19 protein-coding genes are annotated in these 17,262 nt (G+C 71.5%); 10 read left to right on the forward strand and 9 right to left on the reverse strand.

The features are described 5' to 3' along the window. Positions 1-5 precede the first annotated feature (5 nt). Genes VK611_03060 through VK611_03080 form a run of 5 tightly spaced genes read right to left on the reverse strand, consistent with a single transcriptional unit; the run spans position 6 to position 4,347 of the window. Positions 6-773 (reverse strand): enoyl-CoA hydratase/isomerase family protein, encoded by a 768-nt coding sequence (locus tag VK611_03060; GenBank protein HMG40274.1) that lies wholly within the window; start codon positions 771-773, stop codon positions 6-8. A 1-nt stretch (position 774) separates the two neighbouring features. After that, entirely contained in the window at positions 775-1,917 is a 1,143-nt protein-coding gene (locus tag VK611_03065) for a CoA transferase (protein ID HMG40275.1), read from the reverse strand. Further along, a complete protein-coding gene (locus VK611_03070) occupies positions 1,917-3,083 on the reverse strand; it encodes an acyl-CoA dehydrogenase family protein (GenBank protein HMG40276.1) in 1,167 nt (388 codons plus the stop codon). Before VK611_03070 ends, VK611_03065 begins: the two co-directional genes overlap by 1 nt. Positions 3,084-3,100: 17 nt before the next feature. Then, the gene (locus VK611_03075) at positions 3,101-3,856 is read right to left on the reverse strand and encodes an enoyl-CoA hydratase/isomerase family protein (protein ID HMG40277.1); all 756 of its coding nucleotides are present in this window, start codon (positions 3,854-3,856) and stop codon (positions 3,101-3,103) included. Further along, positions 3,856-4,347, reverse strand: coding sequence for an EthD family reductase (locus tag VK611_03080; GenBank protein HMG40278.1), 492 nt, complete (start codon positions 4,345-4,347; stop codon positions 3,856-3,858). The genes VK611_03075 and VK611_03080 overlap by 1 nt, the downstream gene beginning before the upstream one ends. A gap of 224 nt (positions 4,348-4,571) precedes the next feature. On the opposite strand from VK611_03080, the gene VK611_03085 reads away from it, so the two are divergent. Further along, entirely contained in the window at positions 4,572-5,252 is a 681-nt protein-coding gene (locus VK611_03085) for a helix-turn-helix domain-containing protein (GenBank protein HMG40279.1), read from the forward strand. 5 nt (positions 5,253-5,257) lie between these two features. Here the strand turns inward: VK611_03085 and VK611_03090 are convergent, their stop codons facing one another. From VK611_03090 to VK611_03105, 4 genes are read right to left on the reverse strand one after another with little or no spacing between them, the layout of a single operon-like run. Next, the gene (locus VK611_03090; protein ID HMG40280.1) at positions 5,258-6,469 is read right to left on the reverse strand and encodes an acyl-CoA dehydrogenase family protein; all 1,212 of its coding nucleotides are present in this window, start codon (positions 6,467-6,469) and stop codon (positions 5,258-5,260) included. 39 nt (positions 6,470-6,508) lie between these two features. Then, positions 6,509-7,522, reverse strand: coding sequence for a glycerate kinase (locus VK611_03095; GenBank protein HMG40281.1), 1,014 nt, complete (start codon positions 7,520-7,522; stop codon positions 6,509-6,511). 21 nt (positions 7,523-7,543) lie between these two features. Continuing rightward, complete coding sequence (locus tag VK611_03100; protein ID HMG40282.1) at positions 7,544-8,749, reverse strand: thiolase family protein; 1,206 nt, start codon at positions 8,747-8,749, stop codon at positions 7,544-7,546. Between the two features lies 1 nt (position 8,750). Further along, positions 8,751-9,176 (reverse strand): OB-fold domain-containing protein, encoded by a 426-nt coding sequence (locus VK611_03105; GenBank protein ID HMG40283.1) that lies wholly within the window; start codon positions 9,174-9,176, stop codon positions 8,751-8,753. Positions 9,177-9,368: 192 nt separating this feature from the next. On the opposite strand from VK611_03105, the gene nhaA reads away from it, so the two are divergent. From nhaA to VK611_03150, 9 genes are all read left to right on the forward strand, one after another. Then, positions 9,369-10,805, forward strand: coding sequence for a Na+/H+ antiporter NhaA (gene nhaA / locus VK611_03110; GenBank protein ID HMG40284.1), 1,437 nt, complete (start codon positions 9,369-9,371; stop codon positions 10,803-10,805). A 3-nt stretch (positions 10,806-10,808) separates the two neighbouring features. Beyond that, positions 10,809-11,777 carry a calcium/sodium antiporter gene (locus VK611_03115; protein HMG40285.1) on the forward strand — a complete coding sequence of 323 codons (969 nt, stop codon included), beginning with the start codon at positions 10,809-10,811 and terminating at the stop codon, positions 11,775-11,777. Between the two features lie 158 nt (positions 11,778-11,935). Beyond that, positions 11,936-12,271 carry a hypothetical protein gene (locus VK611_03120; protein HMG40286.1) on the forward strand — a complete coding sequence of 112 codons (336 nt, stop codon included), beginning with the start codon at positions 11,936-11,938 and terminating at the stop codon, positions 12,269-12,271. A gap of 267 nt (positions 12,272-12,538) precedes the next feature. After that, entirely contained in the window at positions 12,539-14,011 is a 1,473-nt protein-coding gene (locus VK611_03125) for an ammonium transporter (GenBank protein ID HMG40287.1), read from the forward strand. 70 nt (positions 14,012-14,081) lie between these two features. Then, the gene (locus VK611_03130) at positions 14,082-14,672 is read left to right on the forward strand and encodes a hypothetical protein (protein ID HMG40288.1); all 591 of its coding nucleotides are present in this window, start codon (positions 14,082-14,084) and stop codon (positions 14,670-14,672) included. Then, positions 14,669-15,166 carry a hypothetical protein gene (locus tag VK611_03135; protein HMG40289.1) on the forward strand — a complete coding sequence of 166 codons (498 nt, stop codon included), beginning with the start codon at positions 14,669-14,671 and terminating at the stop codon, positions 15,164-15,166. The genes VK611_03130 and VK611_03135 overlap by 4 nt, the downstream gene beginning before the upstream one ends. Positions 15,167-15,304: 138 nt before the next feature. Next, on the forward strand, positions 15,305-16,222 hold the full coding sequence (locus VK611_03140) for an ABC transporter ATP-binding protein (GenBank protein ID HMG40290.1): 918 nt from the start codon (positions 15,305-15,307) through the stop codon (positions 16,220-16,222). Then, on the forward strand, positions 16,219-17,055 hold the full coding sequence (locus VK611_03145; protein ID HMG40291.1) for an ABC transporter permease subunit: 837 nt from the start codon (positions 16,219-16,221) through the stop codon (positions 17,053-17,055). The genes VK611_03140 and VK611_03145 overlap by 4 nt, the downstream gene beginning before the upstream one ends. Before the next feature lie 12 nt (positions 17,056-17,067). Continuing rightward, positions 17,068-17,262: hypothetical protein (locus VK611_03150; protein HMG40292.1), on the forward strand; the 195-nt coding region annotated here is incomplete at its 3' end.

The following is a 17,262-nucleotide window of genomic DNA, read 5'->3' on the forward strand; positions in this document are numbered from 1 at the left end:
GTCGCTCAGCGCCCCCGGTACACGGGCGGGCGTCCTTCGGCCCGGGCGGAGCGGGCTTCGGCCACGTCGTCGCTGGCGTACAGAGCCATGAGCACCGGGAGCTCCGCCCGGAGCTCGTCGAGGACCCGGCCGCGGTGCACCTGGTCGACGAGGTGCTTGAACATGCGCACGGCCAACGGAGGCCTGCTGGCCAGGCGCCGGGCGATCTCGAGGGCACGCTCGTCGAGCTGGTCCGGATCGACCAGCCAGTCGGCCAGCCCCCAGGCGACGGCCTGGTCGGCGTCGATGGTCTCGCCGGTCATGAGCAGGTGCTTCGCCCGTGACGGGCCGGCGAGCACGGTGGCCAGGCCGGCGCCGCCGTTGTCGGTCGACAGCCCGTGGTTGACCTCGGGGAAGCCGATCGAGGTCCCACGGGCGATCACCCGGATGTCGGCCGACAGCGCGATCTCGAGCCCCACGCCGAGCACGTGGCCCTTGAGCGCCGCGACCACCGGTTTGGGACAGGTGACGAGACGAACGGCTGCCTCCTGCACCTGCCCGGCGAAGGCGTACAGCCCCCGGTCGCCGTGGTGCCCGAGGGCCGTCGTGTCGCGGCCGGAGGAGAACGACGGCCCCTCGCCGCGCAGGAGGACGGCCCGGACCGAGTCGTCGTCGATCGCGTCGGCCACGGCGGCCCACAACGCCTCCTGGAGGGCGTCGTCGAGGGCGTTGTGCTTGGCCGGCCGGTTCAGCGAGACGACCGAGACCCCGTCGACCAGTTCGGTCCTGAGCACGCTAGACATCCGTCCCTCCGCTCCCTTCGAGGTCGTACTCCCCCAGCTCCGGGGGCGACGTCGCCGCCCGAAGCGGGCCCCGCCGGGCGAAGAGCGCCGGGTAGCGGACCGTGCGCACCGGTCCCATGCCCGGCCAGTCGTCCAGCTCGTAGATCTCGTTGTGCGCCACCTGCGGGTCGGCGAGGTGCTCGTCGATGGTGAGGCACGGGGCCGCGGGAACGTCGTGGGCGTCGAAGAGGGCCAGCCACTCGGCCTGGGGGCGCCCCCGGAGGACCCGTTCGAGCCGCTCGAACAGCAACGCGGCCGACTCAGCCGCGGTCGGCTGCGCGCGCAGCTCGTCGACCCACTCCGGATGGCCGACCGCCCGGCACAGGGCGCCGACCTGAGCACCGCTCACCGGCGCGAGGACGAGCCAGCCGTCGCTCGCCGGCAGCGGCCGGAGGGAGGTCGCCTGGACGTTCGTGGCCTCCTCCGGCTGGCCCTCCACGAACGTGCGGTTGGCGAACAGCTCGACGAAGTCGACGTAGGCCGCGACGTCGAGCATGGCGATGTCGATGCGCTCACCCGAGCCGTCGCGCTCCCGCGCAAAGAGACCGGCGAGCACCGCCTGGGCGGCCAGGATGCCCGTGGTCTTGTCGACCGGATAGCCGGGGAGCAGTACCGGCGTCCCGTCGGGCGAGCCGGCATGGCACAGCGCGCTCCGGGCCTGGACGACGGAGTCGAAGGCCGGCGCCCCCGCTTCCGGGCCCGCGGCGCCGTATCCGGTGATGTAGACGCGGATGAGGCGCTCGTTGGCCGCGGCCAGCGCGGCATCGCCGAGGCGGAGCCGATCGGCCACGTCCGGGCGCCAGTTGCACATGAAGACATCGCTCTGCGCCACGAGGTCGAGCAGTGCCTGCCTGTCGGCGGGCGACTTGAGGTCGAGCGCGACGCTGCGCTTGCCGCGGTTGCAGTTGGCGAACTCGGCGCTCACCGGCGTGGTCGGCCGGCGGAACCGCCGGAACGGATCGCCCGTCGGTGGCTCGACCTTGATGACCTCGGCGCCGAGGTCGGCGAGCATCAGTCCCGCGTAGGGACCGCTCACCCAGCTCGACGCCTCGACCACGCGCACACCGGCAAGGGGCGGCTGTGCGATCGCGCCCATCAGTACGACCTCGGCAGGCCGAGGACGTGCTCGGCCACGAAGTTCATGACCATCTCCTGGGAGATCGGCGCGAGCTTCATCAGTCGGGACTCGCGCCAGTAGCGCTCGACGTCGTACTCCTTGGCGTACCCGAAGCCTCCGAGCGTCTGCACCGCCCGGTCAGCCGCGAAGTGCCCGGCGTCGGCCGCCAGCCACTTGGCCAGGTTGGCCTGCTCGGCGCACGCGAGGCCCCGGTCGTAGCGCCACGAGGCCTCGCGGATGACCAGCTCTGCCGCGTGCAGGCGAGTGTGGGCCTCGGCGAGCGGGAACGAGATGCCCTGGTTCTGGCCGATGGGCCGGCCGAACACCTCACGCTCGCGTGCGTAGTCGACCGCCCGGGCCAGGGCCCGCTTGCCGGTGCCCAGCGCCTCGGCCGCGACCAGGATGCGCTCGGGGTTGAGCCCGTCGAGCAGGTAGTGGAAGCCGCGGCCCTCCTCGCCGACGCGATCGGCCATCGACACGGGCAGGTCGTCGTAGCGCACCTCGCACGAGACCACGGCGTTCCGGCCCGCCTTGGGGATCGGTCGGATGTCCACCTCGGGGCGCTGGAGGTCGGCGAGGAGCAGCGTCATCCCGTCGGTGCGCCGCTCGCATTGCTCGAGGGGGGTGGTGCGCACCAGCAGCAGCACCTTCTCGCAGAGCGAGGCCTTGGTGGTCCAGACCTTGCGGCCCCGGACCAGGTAGCGATCGCCGTCGGGTATCGCCCTCGTCGTGATGGAGGTGGTGTCGGTACCGGCGTCCGGCTCCGTCACACCGAAGGCGACGTGGAGGTCGCCGGCGGCGACGCGGGGCAGGTACTTGGCCTTCATCTCGTCCGAGCCGTGCTTGACGACCGGGTTCATGCCGAAGATCGACAGGTGCAGGGCGCTGCATCCGTTCATCGCCGCTCCGGACGCCGCGATCTCCTCGAGCACGATCGACGCCTCGGTGATCCCCTGGTCGCCGCCGCCGTACTCGTCGGGGATGGCGATGCCGACCCAGCCGCCGGCCGCCATGACGTCGTAGAACTCGTGCGGGAACTGGTGGGCTTCGTCGCACTCCCGCCAGTAGCGGTCGTCGAACCTGCGGCACGTCGAGCGGACCGCCTCCCGGATCTCGTCCTCGGCCTCCGCTGAGCTGAAGTCCACCTCGTCCCCCTCTGGGTCTATTCCGGTTGTGGCCCGAGCAGGCGTGCGACGCGCTCGGCGACCGCTGGGCTGGCGAGCAGTCGGGGCTGCACCTCCGCGCACTCGGCCAGGTGGGCGGGCAGCTCCCGCCGCAGGGTCGACCGGTGCAGCGACGTGTAGGCGAGCACGGTCTCCCGGGGAAGATCGGCCAGAGCAGTGGCCCGGCCGAGAGCCGCGTCGAGCGCAGAACCGGAGGACACGGCCTCGCCAAGGCCCCAGCGCTCGGCCTCGGGGCCGGTGATGCGCGGCTGCTGTTCGAGCAGCCGCCAGAGGATCGACGGGTTCAGCAGCCGAAGCAGCAGCTCCCCTCCCGCTCCGGGGATGACTCCGATGCGCCCCCACCCCTGCATCATCCAGCCTCGGGGGCCGATCAGTCGGCAGTTGCAGGCGAGTGCCAGGTCGAACCCGAGCCCGACGGCCGGTCCGTCGACGGCGGCGATGACGGGGATCGGCGCGTCGACGACCGCCCTGATCAACCGATGGGCGACGTTCTCGACGAGCGACCGTCGTTCCGTCTCGGACAGCGCCGACCGGGACGTCACCTTCCGGAGGTTGGCGCCAGCGCAGAACGCTCCGTTTCCGGTCAGCACGATGACGCTCGTGTCGCCGCCGGCGGCCTCTTCCAGCGCCGCCGAGAGGTCCGACATCTGGTCGACGTCGAGCGCGTTGCGCTTCTCGGGCCAGTCGAGCGTGACCAGCGTCGTACCGTCCTGCCGGCTGATCCCGATGCCCATCAGACCGCCTCCTCGCCGAGGCGCGCCTGCTCGGTCGTGATCACCTGGGGCGGCACGCCGGCGACGAAGTTGGGCTCGTCGGCACGCGTGGCGGCGTACTCCGGCGTCGCCGCCGCCTCTCGCATCGCGGCCGTACTGTCGAACCAGGTCACGGCGCAGCCCTCCAGCACCTGGCCCTCCGCCGACCTGACCGGCCGGACCGCATGGCACTGCACGTAGCGCACCAGCTGAGGGATCGCGGCAGCGGTCGGGCCGTGCACGTCGCGCCAGTACCGGAAGAACTCGTCGCGCTCCTGGTCCGGCCGGCGGCACACCGGCGCGAAGGCGGTCACGCCGCCGGCCGCCGGTGCTCCGGACTTCACCAGCACTTCGGTGACGACCATCCCCAGGCTCCTCGACCGGTCGACGGCGGCCGCCGCGGCCGCGGAGCACGCCCCGACGCCCCCGAGCACGTCGAGGTCCGGCTCGTCCGCCGCGAGCGACAGCTCCACGACCAGATCGAACGCAGGCTCGCCCCGCCGATACCCGCCCGGCAGTGCATGGTGCTGGACGTAGCGACGCGGACGGAGCGACCGGACGGCTGTGAGCTCGCGAGACAGGAACAGCTCCCGGAGCGCTGCGACCTCGATCCCCGGTCGGCGTTTGACGAAGAAGACGGCCTTCGCAGGAACGAGCCCTTCTCCTCCGAACGATCCGGAACGTAACATCCGGTGGGATGCGGACATCACGAGAGGGCGACCACAGGGCCGAGCGTCGCTCCGATGCCCGGCGCAACGGCGAGCGGATCCTCGATGCGGCCTTCGCGGTCTTCGCCCGGTCGGGCGTCGATGCGCAGATGAGCGACATCGCGGAGGCTGCCGGGGTGGGGGTGGCGACGCTCTACCGCAACTTCCCCACCAAGGAGGCGATCGTCCACGCCCTGGTGCTCGACCGGTTGGTGCGCTGTACCGCGGTCGCCAACGATGCCGCGGGCGACGACGACCCCTGGCGGGCGCTGGTGCAGTGCTGCCGGTTCATCACCGACCTGCAGCTCGAGAACCTGGTGCTCGCGCAGTTCCTCTCGCGCCGCATCACGGGCTCGCCCGAGCTGCTCGACCAGCGCGACGCCATGTACGAGGTGATCGACGGCATCGTGCACCGCGCCCAGGCGGCAGGCCAGCTCCGCCCCGACGCGAACGTGAGCGACGTCCGCATGGCGCTGGTCGCGTTCGCCCAGGTCTCGGGGCACGAGTCGCAGATCGCTCAGCGCCTGGTGCGGCGCTACGTCGGCATCGTGATGGACGGGCTCCGGGGGCCCGGAAGAGAGGTGCTCGGCGGGCCACCCCTGACCATCGAGGAGTCCGAGGATGCCTTCGCCCTGCGAGGCCGACAGCCGAACGCAGCCGAGTCCCGCTGAGGTCGTCATCGAAGGAGGTCCCGGGCGATGTGCGTCACCTGGATCTCGTCGGTGCCCCCGTAGATCTGGAACACGCGCGCATCCCGGTAGAGCTGTTCGACGTGGTTCTCGGCCATGTAGCCGTTGCCGCCGAAGACCTGGACGGCTGCGGACGCCACGTCGACCGCGGCCCGGGCCGAGTACAGCTTCATGGCCGACGCCTCCGCCAGCGACGGCCGCCGCCCGGCGTCGGCCATGGCGATGTAGCCGAGGACCAGGTTCTCCACGTTGAGCCTCGCCACCTCCATGTCCGCCAGCTTCAGCTGCACCAGCTGGAAGTCGCCGATGCGACGACCGAACTGCACGCGGTCCCGGGCGTAGTCGACGGCCAGCTCGAGGCACCGCTCGATGACGCCGAGGGCCATGGCGGCCACGCCGGCCCGCTCGGTGGCGAAGTTGGCCCGCACGCCGTCCTGGGCCTTGGCGTCCCCGCCCGCGGACGAGCGCAGCAGCCGGTCGGCGCCGACCCGGACGTCGGCGAGCGAGACCTCGCCGGTCGGCGACGAGTGAAGCCCCAGCTTGCGCAAGGGCCCGCTTTGCGCCAAGCCCGGCATGCCCCGGTCGAGGACGAACGTGAGGACCTCGCGGTCCTTCGGCGGGCGCCCGTCGTCGAGCTTGCAGATCACGACGAGCGTGTCGGCATAGGGCCCGTTGGTGATGAAGGTCTTGGACCCGTTGAGGACGAAGCCGTCGCCGTCGGGCCGGGCGACGGTGCGCATCGAGCCGAAGGCGTCGGAGCCGGAGTCCGGTTCGGTGATCGCCCAGGCGCCGACCTTCTCCAGGGTCAGGAGGGGAGGCGCCCAACGCTCCCGCTGTTCGGCCGAACCGGACCGGAGGATCGTTCCGGCCGCCAGGCCGACGCTCACGCCGAGGGCCGTGACCAGCCCGGGGCACCATCTGCTGAGCTCGATCATCGGGATCAGGACCTCGGCGGCCGAGCTCCGGGGTGAGCGATCGGCCGCTCCGGTGCCGGGCCCGTCCGCTCGGCGCGCACTGGCCCGCCGGAAGCGATCGAGCGCGGCGTCGCCGAGCCCGAAGGCGGCGTAGTACGAGCGGAGGACCCCGTAGGGAGGGAGGTCGCCCAGCTCGAGCTCGGTCCTCCGCGGCGCGACCTCGGCCTCGACGAAGCGCCGCACGACCCGGCGGAACTCCTGCTGCTCCTCCGTCCATCCGGTCACGATCCACGTACTCCAACCACGTCGACGATTGTGAAGGAATTATTCCGGTTGTGTCAAGCCGTGGCCCGCCTCCCACATGCCGAGGAGGTCGGTCGTCACCTCGGCAACGCAGGCGAGCACGTCACGCCGGGCACGTGCGTCCCCGAAGCGCCGGGCCAGCGAGACAGCCGGCACGGTCATGGCCGGATCGACGCCGCCGGCGATCACGATGCCCCGCCGGCCTTGCGACCGGCACAGCTCGAGCACTCCCCCGACGGCCTTGCCGCGCAGCGACTGCTCGTCGAGGTGGCCCTCGCCCGTGACCACCAGATCCGCAGCCTCGACGTGGGTACGCAGGTCCAACTGATCGGCCACGACCCGGAACCCGGGAACGAGCCGACCTCCGAGCGCGAGCAGCCCACCGGCCAGACCTCCCGCAGCACCGGCGCCCGCACAGCTCCGCACGTCGACGCCGAACCGGGCCCGGTACTCGTCGGCCAACCCCTGGAGCCGCGCGTGCAGCGCCGCGACCTGCTCTCCACCTGCCCCTTTCTGAGGGCCGAACACCGGGGCTGCCTCCTCGAAGCCGACCTCCACGTCGCAGGCGACGACGAGGTCGATGTCGTCGAGGTCTGCCGTGGAACCGAGAACGACCTCGAGGCAGGCCGCCCCGCCGTCGGTGCTGGCCGACCCCCCGAGCGCCACGATGATCCGCCGCGCCCCGCAGCGGACCGCCTCCACGATGAGCTCGCCCGTGCCGGCGGTGTCGGCCCGCCAGGGGTCGTTGCCCTCGGCTCCCCCGACCAGCCCGAGGCCCGAGGCCTGTGCCATCTCGACGACGGCGACGTCGCCGTCCAGGCGCCACAAGGCCGTCGCCATCTCGCCCAGCGGGCCGTGGACGACCGTCGCCCGGTTGGCGCCACCCAGCGCCTCGAGGGTGCCCTCACCGCCGTCGGCCACCGGCGTCGACCGACACTCCCAACCCGAGGCAGTCGCCGCCCCACGGATGGCCTCGGCGATCTCGGCGGCCGTCGCCGTGCCCCTGAACTTGTCGGGCGCCGCCAACAGCCTCACGTCATCGCGACCCTCGGCCCGTCAGGCCGCCGACCTCTCCAGGATGTGGACACCGCACGCGGAGCCGAGACCGATGACGTGGGCCAGTCCGACCATGGCTCCGTCGATCTGGCGGTCGCCGGCCTCGTTCCGAAGGTGGTGACAAACCTCCCAGACGTTGGCGATGCCGGTGGCCGCGATGGGGTGGCCCTTCGATTGCAGTCCACCGGACACGTTGACCGGGAGGCGGCCGTCGCGCCAGGGAGCACCGGACTCGAAGAAGTCGACGGCACCACCCTCCTCGCACAGCCCGAGGTTGTCGTAGTGGACGAGCTCGGCCGTGGCGAAGCAGTCGTGCAACTCGACGAGATCGAGGTCCTGGGGCCCGACTCCGGCCTGCTCGTAGGCCTGCGCGGCCGCCCGCTTGGTCAGGGTGTTGACGTCCGGCAGGACCTGGCAGGCCTCCGTCCAGGGATCCGACGTGAGGATCGACGCCGAGACCTTCACCGCGCGCCTCCGCTGGTCGAGCGACAGGGTCTTCAGCTTCTCGCCGGAGACGACCACCGCCGCGGCGGCGCCGTCGCAGTTGGCGGAGCACATCGGCCGGGTGTTCGGGTAGGCGATCATCACGTCGCCCATGATCTGCTCGAGCGACATCTTCTTGGTGTACGCCGCGAGCGGGTTGAGGGTGGAGTGGGCGTGGTTCTTCTCGGAGATGCGGGCGAACAGCTCGAAGCTGGTGCCGCCGTAGCGGTGGCCGTACTCCATGCCGACCTGGGCGAACACGCCCGGCATGGTGTCGGTGCCGATCCGCCCGTCCACCGGCGCGACCGCCCCGAACCGGCCCTGGGGCGTCCACGAGTCGCCGTCGGCCTTCGCCTGACCGCCGCCGCCGAGCAGGCCGGCGCCGGCGAGCTTCTCGACACCGACCGCGAGGCCCACATCGGCCTCGCCCGCTTTGACCGCCATGATCGCCGTGCGGAGCGCCGTCGCGCCCGTCGCACAGGCGTTGGCCACGTTGTAGACGGGGATGCCGGTCTGGCCGATCTGCTTCTGCAGCTGCTGGCCGATGCCGGCCGGCCCGCCCATGAGGTTGCCGGCGGCGAGCACCTGCACGTCCCCGATGGCCACGCCACCGTCGGCCAGAGCCCCCATGGCTGCTTCGGCCGCGAGATCGACCGTGTCGAGCTCCGGGTGCTTGCCGAACTTCGTCATGTGGATCCCCAGGATCCAGACGTCATCAGCCATGTCAGTTGCCCTCCAGAGGCTCGAAGCCGAAGGCGATCGCCTCGGTCCCGGCCGAGTCGACACCCACCGGCACGGTCGTGAGTCGAACCTTCATGCCCAGCGACACATGGTCCGGATCGGGCTCGACGCCGACGACGTTCCCTCGCACGCTGGTGCCGGCGCAGTCGACGAGCGCGGCCACGAACGGCACCGGTACCCCTGGTGCCGCATGGGCCACGATCGTGAACGCCCGCACCTCGCCCTCGGTCGCGACCCGGACGCCGGCGAAACCCTCTCCCCCACACGACGCGCACGCGTTGCGCCGGCCGAAGAACCGGGCGCCGCACGACGTGCACTCGTTGGCCACCAGGTGCGGATCGTCCCCCAGCACCAGGTAGTCGACCAGCGGGACCACACCCCGCTCTCCCCCGGAAGTCTTTCCGGCCATGCTCGTCTCCTCGCAGCCCCGATGTACGAATCGGAACTATACATCCACCTATCGACGCCAGCCACCCGGCGGTGGGCGAAGGCTTCGTACAGGGTCCGGACACGGTCGCGTAACGGGGTGCTCGTAGAGTCGTCAGTGGTGAGCCGGGAAGTCTGGTCGGCACGTTTCTGACGCGCGATCGGGAGGGCTCCCATGCAGGTGAACGGCGGGATGCCGGTACGGCACACCTGGTCGGAGTCGGGCCGCTTCGTGCCGCGGGCGATGGTTCAGCCGGCGCAGCGGCTGCTGCGCCATGAGGCTGCCGGCGGGATCGTGATGCTGGTGGCGGCGGTGGTGGCGATCGTGTGGGCCAACTCGCCGTGGTCCCAGAGCTACGTGGACCTGTGGTCGACGCCGCTGCTGATCGAGCTCGGCGAGGTGATCCACCTCGACCACCTGAGCCTGCAGGCATGGGTGAACGACGCGCTGATGACCGTGTTCTTCCTGCTGGTGGGGTTGGAGATCAAGCGTGAGGTGGTGCACGGGGCGCTGCAGGACATGCGGTCGGTGGCACTGCCGGTGATCGCGGCGTTGGGTGGGATGGTGGTGCCGGCGGGGGTGTTCTGGGCGTTCAACGCCGGTGGTGGCGGTGTCGACGGCTGGGGGATCCCGATGGCGACCGACATCGCCTTCGCCGTGGGGGTGGTGACGCTGCTGGGCCGGCGGGTGCCGTTGGCGGCGAAGGTGTTCCTGTTGACGTTGGCGATCGCGGATGACATCGGCGCCATCGTGGTGATCGCCGTCTTCTACACGGGCGACCTGTCGCTCGGCTGGTTGGCCGCCGCGCTGGTCGGGCTGGGGATCATCTTCGTGATGCGTCGGGCCGACGTGCAGGCGCTGGCGCCGTACCTGGCGGTGGGCGCGCTGCTGTGGCTGGCGCTCCTGGAGTCCGGGGTGCACGCCACGCTGGCCGGCGTGGCGTTGGGGTTGCTGACGCCGGCGTGGCCCCTGCGGTCACCGCGGCGCTACCCGACCGAGGCCCGCCGGCTGTTGGACCGCGTCGAGCGGGCCTACTACGACCGGGTGGTGACGGGCGAGGAGTTCGAGGCCAACGAGCACCTGATCGCCGAGGTGTCCCGCCTGTCGATGCACTCGACGAGCCCGCTGGAGCGGCTGGAGCGGGCGCTGTCGCCCTGGGTGGCGTTCGTGATCGTGCCGGTGTTCGCGCTGGCCAACGCCGGCGTCCCGCTGTCGGGCGACGCGATCGGCGGGCTGGTGTCGGACCCGGTGACGGTGGGCGTGGTGCTGGGGCTGCTGATCGGCAAGCCCGTCGGGGTGCTGCTGGCGTCGTTCCTGGCGGTGCGCCTGGGCGCCGGCCGCCTCCCCGAGGGCACGACGTGGCGGCAGATGGCGGGCCTGGGGGTGTGCGCCGGCATCGGGTTCACGGTGGCGCTGTTCGTGACCAGCCTGTCGTTCACCGATCCCGCCTTCGCCGCCTCGGCCAAGGTCGGCATCCTGGCGGGCAGCCTGCTGGCCGGCACGATCGGCTACCTGCTGCTGCGTTCGAGTGGCGGTCCTCCGGTGACCCGGTCCCAAGACGATGGCGAGGTGCAGGAGGGTCGGCCCGAGCCGGTCCTTGCCGTGGGTTGAGCGGTGGCTGTCGTCCTGGCTGCGGTGGTCGGCGGGTTCGTGCTGCTGGCGTTCGCGCCGGACCGGTTCGTCGCCGGCTCGGCCGGGCTCGCCGAGCGGTGGGGTGTGTCGAGGGTCGTCGTCGGTGCGGTCATCGTGGGCTTCGGCACGAGCACCCCGGAGATGCTCGTCAGCGGGCTCGCCGCCGCGGATGGCGAGCCGGAGGTGGGTGTCGGCAACGTCATCGGCTCGAACATGGCCAACCTCGGCCTGGTCCTGGGTGTGGCGGCGCTGATCGGCCGCATCGGGGTGTCGTCGGGCATCCTGCGCTGCGAGTTGCCCCTGGCCGTTGCGGCGACGGTGCTGTTCGCCGTGCTGGTGCAGGGTGGCCTCAGCCGCGCCGACGCCGTGTTGCTGCTCCTCTCACTCGTGGCCGCCTTGACGATCCTGCTGCGCCAGGCAGGGATCGCGCCCTCCGGCCCTGGGGCTGGCGACGACGAGCTGGCCGAGGAGGTCGGCGAGTTCCTCGACGTGGAGGAGCACCGGTCCCCGTGGCAGATGGCGGCCAGCACCGGCCTCGGTCTGGTCGGCACGTTGATCGGTGCGCAGCTGCTCGTCTGGGGTGCCGTGGACATCGCCGAGCGCGTCGAGCTCTCCGGCGGGTTCATAGGACTGACGATCGTGGCGATCGGGACCTCGTTGCCGGAGCTGGTCACCGCCGCGGCCGCGGCACGGGTTGGTGAGGACCAGCTGATCGTCGGCAACGTCGTCGGGTCGAACCTGTTCAACTGCCTGGCGGTCGGCGGCGTCATAGGGCTCGTCGGACCGGCTGACCTCGACGACGCGGCGCTCACCCTGGGCGCCGTGGGCCTGATGCTCCTGGTCACGGGCCTCGGCGCGGGGGCGCTGGTCCGCCGGCGGCACGTCACCCGCGGTGAGGCGGTGGCGTTGCTCGTGACCTACGCCGGTTGCCTGCCCCTTCTCGCTCTCTAGCGCCGCAGCACGACCGTTCTCGAGGTCAGGGATGCGTCAGGTCTTCGTGCATCTCCCGTAATCGAGCGCGAACGGTGAGGAAACCGCGGCTCCTTAGCGTCACGAACGAGTCAGGCCCAAGGTGGGCGGTCGGCGACCGGAGCGGGGAGGTGAGCGGGATGACCAGGCGTGCAGCGCTGTGCCTCTTCCTGCTCCTCGGCATCCTGGTCGGCCTCACCCTCGAGCCCGACTCGGGCACGCCCGCCAGCCTGGGTCGCCCTGACGTCACCGGTTCCACCGTGGGCGCCAACCACGCGAAGCCGTTGCCGCGCATCACGACGATCGACGAGATCGCCCGGGCCATCGTGCCCACCCTCGTCGTGATCCTGATGCTGACCTCGCTCATGCTGGTCAGCGCGATCCTGCGCACCACCGACGAGCCCGGCCCCCGCCGGTCGTTGCTGTGGGCGCGCATTCCCACACGGCGGGGACCACCCGCGCTCGCTCTCGGCTGACGCCCCCTCGCCGACGTCGACGTCGCGGCCACCCGAGCCCGCCACGTAGCTGACGCCTCGCCGAGGCCGCGTCACCGGCCCCAACGCGCCCGGTCCCGGCGTGTCCCGGAGTCGCCCCGTGCGGCGAGCACCTGGACGAACGCATGCCCGGGCACGTCCCTGCGCCTCACCCGAGTGCGCAGCTCACCCGCCGTGAGTGGTCAACGCCTGCCCGACGACGTGCGTCGTTGGCACGCGCGGCATCCCTTCACCAAGGAGAGACGACAGATGCATACCCCGCGCAGTCACCCCGCCAGGTCGGGGTGGCGCCGCAAGCTCCTCGTCGGAGCCGGCGTCGCGACCGCTGCCGGCATGGCGGGCATCCTGCTCGCCGGCCCGGTCGGCGCTCAGGACGCCGAGGTCGACCCCGTCGCCCTCGTGCAGACGAACCTCAACAACATCTTCGTGTTCCTGGCTGCCGTGCTGGTGATCTTCATGCAGGCCGGCTTCGCGCTGGTCGAAGCCGGGCTCACCAGGGCCAAGAGCGTTGCGAACATCATGATGAAGAACCTGATGGACTTCTGCGCCGGCGCAGTGGCGTTCTTCGCCGTGGGCTACGCCTTCGCCTTCGGAGCCCCCGAGACCTCGGGGATCAAGAAGTTCATCGGCCTCGACGGCTGGTTCCTCGGCGACAACGCCGGCACCTACGGCGACCTGTCGGTGTCGACGTTCTTCATCTTCCAGGTGGCGTTCGCGGCCACGGCGGCGACGATCGTGTCCGGGGCGATGGCGGAGCGGACGAAGTTCAAGGCCTACTTCGTCTACTCGTTCATCATCTCGGCGATCATCTACCCCGTTGTCGTCCACTGGGTGTGGGGCGGCGGCTGGCTCCTGCAGCTCGACACCCCGTACCACGACTTCGCCGGCTCGTCGATCGTGCACATGGTCGGCGGCATCGCGTCGTTCTGGGGCGCCAAGGCCCTCGGGCCACGCCTCGGCAAGTACAACGCCGACGGCTCGTCGAACACGATCGCGGGCCACAACATCCCGTTCGTGATCCTCGGATGCTTCATCCTCCTGGTGGGCTGGTACGGGTTCAACCCGGGCTCGGAACTGGCAGCTGACGGGGCGGTCAGCGCCATCGCCGTGACCACCACCCTGGCGGCGGCGGCGGGCGCGATCGCGGCCATGGGCACCGTGTGGCTCAAGACCGGCAAGCCCGACGTCGGCATGACCGGCAACGGCCTGCTCGCCGGGCTCGTCGCCATCACCGCCGGCTGCGCGGCCGTCACCGGCCCGTGGGCGATCCTCATCGGCGCCGTGGGCGGCGTGCTCGTGGTGTTCGCCGTCGACTTCTTCGACAAGGTGGTCAAGGTCGACGACCCGGTCGGGGCGATCTCGGTGCACGGCGTCTGCGGCGTCTGGGGCGTGCTCGCCGTCGGGCTGTTCGCCAGCCAGGACGTCGAGGGCTTCTGGAAGCAGGGCCTGCTGCTGGGCGGTGGCGCCGACCAACTCGTCTCCCAGGTCATCGGCATCCTCGCCGTCATCGCCTGGGTATCGGTGGCCTCGTTCGTCATGTTCTTCCTCATCAAGCTGGTCGTCGGCCTCCGTGTGTCGGAGGAGGAGGAGCTGGCCGGCCTCGACGTCGAGGAGCACGGCAGCCCCGGCTACGGCGAGGGGTTCGGCACCTTCGTCCCCGCGGCCGCCAGCAACGGCGGCTCACCGGCCGCCGAGCCCGAGCTCGAGACCGTCACGCCGTAGCGACAACCCATCCGGTGTGCCCCGGCCCGCGCGGTGCCGGGGCACACCCACCCCTCCGGAGGACGGCCCAATGCCCGAACCCAGCCCCGCCACGCTCTCCCCCTCCCCCTCCCCGTCCGCCTGGGCCTCGGTCGGCCCGCTGCCCCACGTCGAGGTCCTCCACTGGCCGACCCAGGAGCACCGTCGCCGACTCCTCGCCTCCCTCGGCGAACCCCGCGTCCTCCTCCTCGCCCCCGGCTCCACGCCCCCGAACATCATCGACGACCTCGAACAGTGGATCCCGGAAGCGGCCGACCCGCTCGCCATCGTCCGAGGCGTCACCAACCTCCAGCACCGCCTGCTCCACACCCGGGCCGAGCCGATCCTCGACGACGACGGCCTCGTCCGCTTCCGAGGACGCTGGGTCGCCGTCTCCACCACCCAGATGCCCGTCGTCGACCTCCTCATCCAGAACTACCGGCGCCTCGTCACCCACGACGAACTCATCCGCACCTACCAGGACCACGGCGGCAGCACCTCGGATGCCTCCCGCCGCAACTTCGTCCGGCGCATCGCCGCCCGCCTCGCCGACGTCGGCCTCCGGCTCCACGTCGTGCGCAAGCGCGGCGTCATCCTCTCCGACGACGCCCCCACCCCCACACCGAAGCGACGAGCACGATGACGATGACGATGACGCCACCCGAGATCGTGCGCTGGCCGAGGGACGCCGACCGGCGAACCGAGCTGGCCGCACGCCGGGTACCCCGCCTACTGCTCCTCGACGACGACACCACCCCACCAACGATCGACGACGACGAGGACTGGATCCGGGCGTCCGCCGGCGAACGCGACACATGGGCCCGCCTCCAGGCGCTCGCTCTCAGGGCCACCGGCAAACGACGCCGGCCCCGACTCACCGACGACACCCAACTCCACTACGACGGCCACCACGTCTCCCTGGCCACCGGCGACAGCCGGCTCGTCGGCCTCCTCGTCGACCGGTTCGGGACCGTCGTCCTTTGGACCGACATCACCGGCGCCCTCCGACCCGACGGTCGGGGCACGAAGCGCCAGGCCACCGCCCGCCTGTCCCGCCTACGCGCCCGACTCGCACCCATCGGCCTCACCATCGACACCAGCCGAGGACACGGCATCCTCCTCGACCACAAGACCTGACCAACCACACCCGACCTACCTGCCGGCGGCGGGCCGCCTTCGGTGTCGGCCGGTACGACGAAGGTCGTAGTGGGGGTGGGGCGAAGACCAGACTGCAGGCTGTTTTCGGCGGTGGGACGCGTCCTTACGGTGGCGTCCATGATCGAGATCGACCAGTTGACCAAGCGGTACGGCGACAAGACGGCCGTGCAGGATCTGTCGTTCAGCGTGCGGCCCGGCCAGGTCACGGGCTTCCTCGGCCCCAACGGTGCGGGCAAGTCCACCACGATGCGGATGATCGTCGGGCTGGACCGTCCCACCCGCGGCCGCGCCACGGTGGACGGCCGCAGCTACGTGGCGCATACGGCGCCGCTGCAGAAGGTCGGGGCGCTGCTGGAGGCCCAGTCCGTGCACCGGGGTCGGACGGCGCGCAACCACCTGATCGCGCTGGCGCAGACCCATGGCATCCCCGCCGGCCGCGTCGACGAGACGCTGGAGAGCGTCGGCCTCGGTGACGCGGCCCGGCGCCGCGTCGGGGCGTTCTCCCTGGGCATGGGCCAGCGGTTGGGCATCGCCGCGGCGCTCGTCGGCGACCCGGAGGTGATCATCCTCGACGAACCGGTCAACGGCCTCGATCCCGACGGCGTGCTGTGGATCCGCAACCTGCTGAAGGACCTCGCCGGGCAGGGTCGCACCGTCCTGGTGTCGAGCCACCTGATGAGCGAGATGGCAGTCACCGCCGAGCACCTGGTGATCATCGGCCGCGGCCGCCTGCTCGCCGACACCACCGTGGAGGAGCTCATCGCCCGCGTCGACACCGACACCGTCACGGTGCGCTCCCCGCAGGCCGGCGAGCTGCGGGACCTGCTCGTCGGCGACGGCGCCACGGTGTCGAGCACCGAGCGCGGTGTGCTGCAGGTCCACGGCGTGGCGGTGGAGAGGATCAGCGCGCTGGCGGCCGATCGCGGCATCGCGCTGCACGAGCTGACCCCGAAGCGCGCCTCGCTGGAGGAGGCCTACATGGACCTCACCCGGGACGCATTGGAGTACCGGACCGACGACAGGAGCGCCGCATGACCACCCTCGACGCCACCGTCGACGCCGCCCTCGACGTCACCGCCCCGGCATACCGCGTGACCCTGCCCCGGGTGTTCCGTTCGGAGCTGACCAAGCTGTGTTCGCTGCGCTCCACCTGGATCGTGCTGGCCGGCGTCGGCGCCGCACTGGTCGGTCTGGCCGCCATCTTCGCCGCCGCGTACGCCTCCGACGTCGACGGCGGCAAGATCGAGCCGTCCACGGCCGCGGCCATCGACACCGCCTTCGACGCCCTGCACCTGGGCTCGCTGATCGTCGTGGTCCTCGGCATGCTGCAGATGACCGGGGAGTACGCCTCCGGGTCGATCCGGTCGAGCCTGACCGCGGTGCCCCGCCGCCTGCCGCTGCTGTGGGCCAAAGCGTTGGCGCTGACCGTGGTGATCGCCCCGGTGATGCTCGTGGTCTGCGTGGTGTCGTTCCTGGTCAGCCAGGCCGTAGCCGGCGATCACGGTGTCGGCATCGTCGACGACGGTGCGCTGCGCGCCATTCTCACGGGGCCGCTGACCGTGGTGGCGCTGGCTTTGATCGGCCTGGGGCTCGCCACCGTCATCCGCCACACCGCCGGGGCTCTGACCACCTACATCGGCCTGATGATGGTCACGCCGGCGCTGCTGGCACTGGCGGTCCCCGAGTCGGCCCGCGACGCGGTCCTCCCCTTCCATCCCGGCCTGGCCGCCGAGGCGGTCTATACGCTCGACACCGCCGCGGTGGAAACGGACCTGCTCACGCCCGTTGCGGCCGGCGCCCTGCTGGCCGTCTACATCGTGGCCGTGCTCGCCGCCGGAGCGGTGGTGCTGCGTCGCCGGGACGCCTGACCCTCGAGGACCATGCTCACGACCCCCGCCCTCATGGCACGGCAGCCCCGAACGGCCGACGCCGCCCTGGCCGCCGGGCTCGCCGCGGTCAGCCTCGCCGTGGCAGGCGGCGAGACCGGCGTGGTCGGCTGGATCTGCACCGTCGCCGTCCACATCCCCCTGGTGTGGCGGCGGCGGGCGCCGGTCGTGGTCTTCTGGGCGGTCGCC

The organism is Acidimicrobiales bacterium (assembly GCA_035316325.1).
Classification (GTDB): domain Bacteria; phylum Actinomycetota; class Acidimicrobiia; order Acidimicrobiales; family VFJN01; genus DASXTK01.

Coding starts and splice junctions, on each gene's coding strand:
- VK611_03140 (HMG40290.1), top strand. CDS start 15,305: ATGATCGAGATCGACCAGTTGACCAAGCGGTACGGCGACAAGACGGCC.
- VK611_03125 (HMG40287.1), top strand. CDS start 12,539: ATGCATACCCCGCGCAGTCACCCCGCCAGGTCGGGGTGGCGCCGCAAG.
- VK611_03135 (HMG40289.1), top strand. CDS start 14,669: ATGACGATGACGATGACGCCACCCGAGATCGTGCGCTGGCCGAGGGAC.
- VK611_03065 (HMG40275.1), bottom strand. CDS start 1,917: ATGGGCGCGATCGCACAGCCGCCCCTTGCCGGTGTGCGCGTGGTCGAG.
- nhaA (HMG40284.1), top strand. CDS start 9,369: ATGCAGGTGAACGGCGGGATGCCGGTACGGCACACCTGGTCGGAGTCG.
- VK611_03085 (HMG40279.1), top strand. CDS start 4,572: ATGCGGACATCACGAGAGGGCGACCACAGGGCCGAGCGTCGCTCCGAT.
- VK611_03130 (HMG40288.1), top strand. CDS start 14,082: ATGCCCGAACCCAGCCCCGCCACGCTCTCCCCCTCCCCCTCCCCGTCC.
- VK611_03145 (HMG40291.1), top strand. CDS start 16,219: ATGACCACCCTCGACGCCACCGTCGACGCCGCCCTCGACGTCACCGCC.
- VK611_03105 (HMG40283.1), bottom strand. CDS start 9,176: ATGGCCGGAAAGACTTCCGGGGGAGAGCGGGGTGTGGTCCCGCTGGTC.
- VK611_03075 (HMG40277.1), bottom strand. CDS start 3,856: ATGGGCATCGGGATCAGCCGGCAGGACGGTACGACGCTGGTCACGCTC.
- VK611_03100 (HMG40282.1), bottom strand. CDS start 8,749: ATGGCTGATGACGTCTGGATCCTGGGGATCCACATGACGAAGTTCGGC.
- VK611_03120 (HMG40286.1), top strand. CDS start 11,936: ATGACCAGGCGTGCAGCGCTGTGCCTCTTCCTGCTCCTCGGCATCCTG.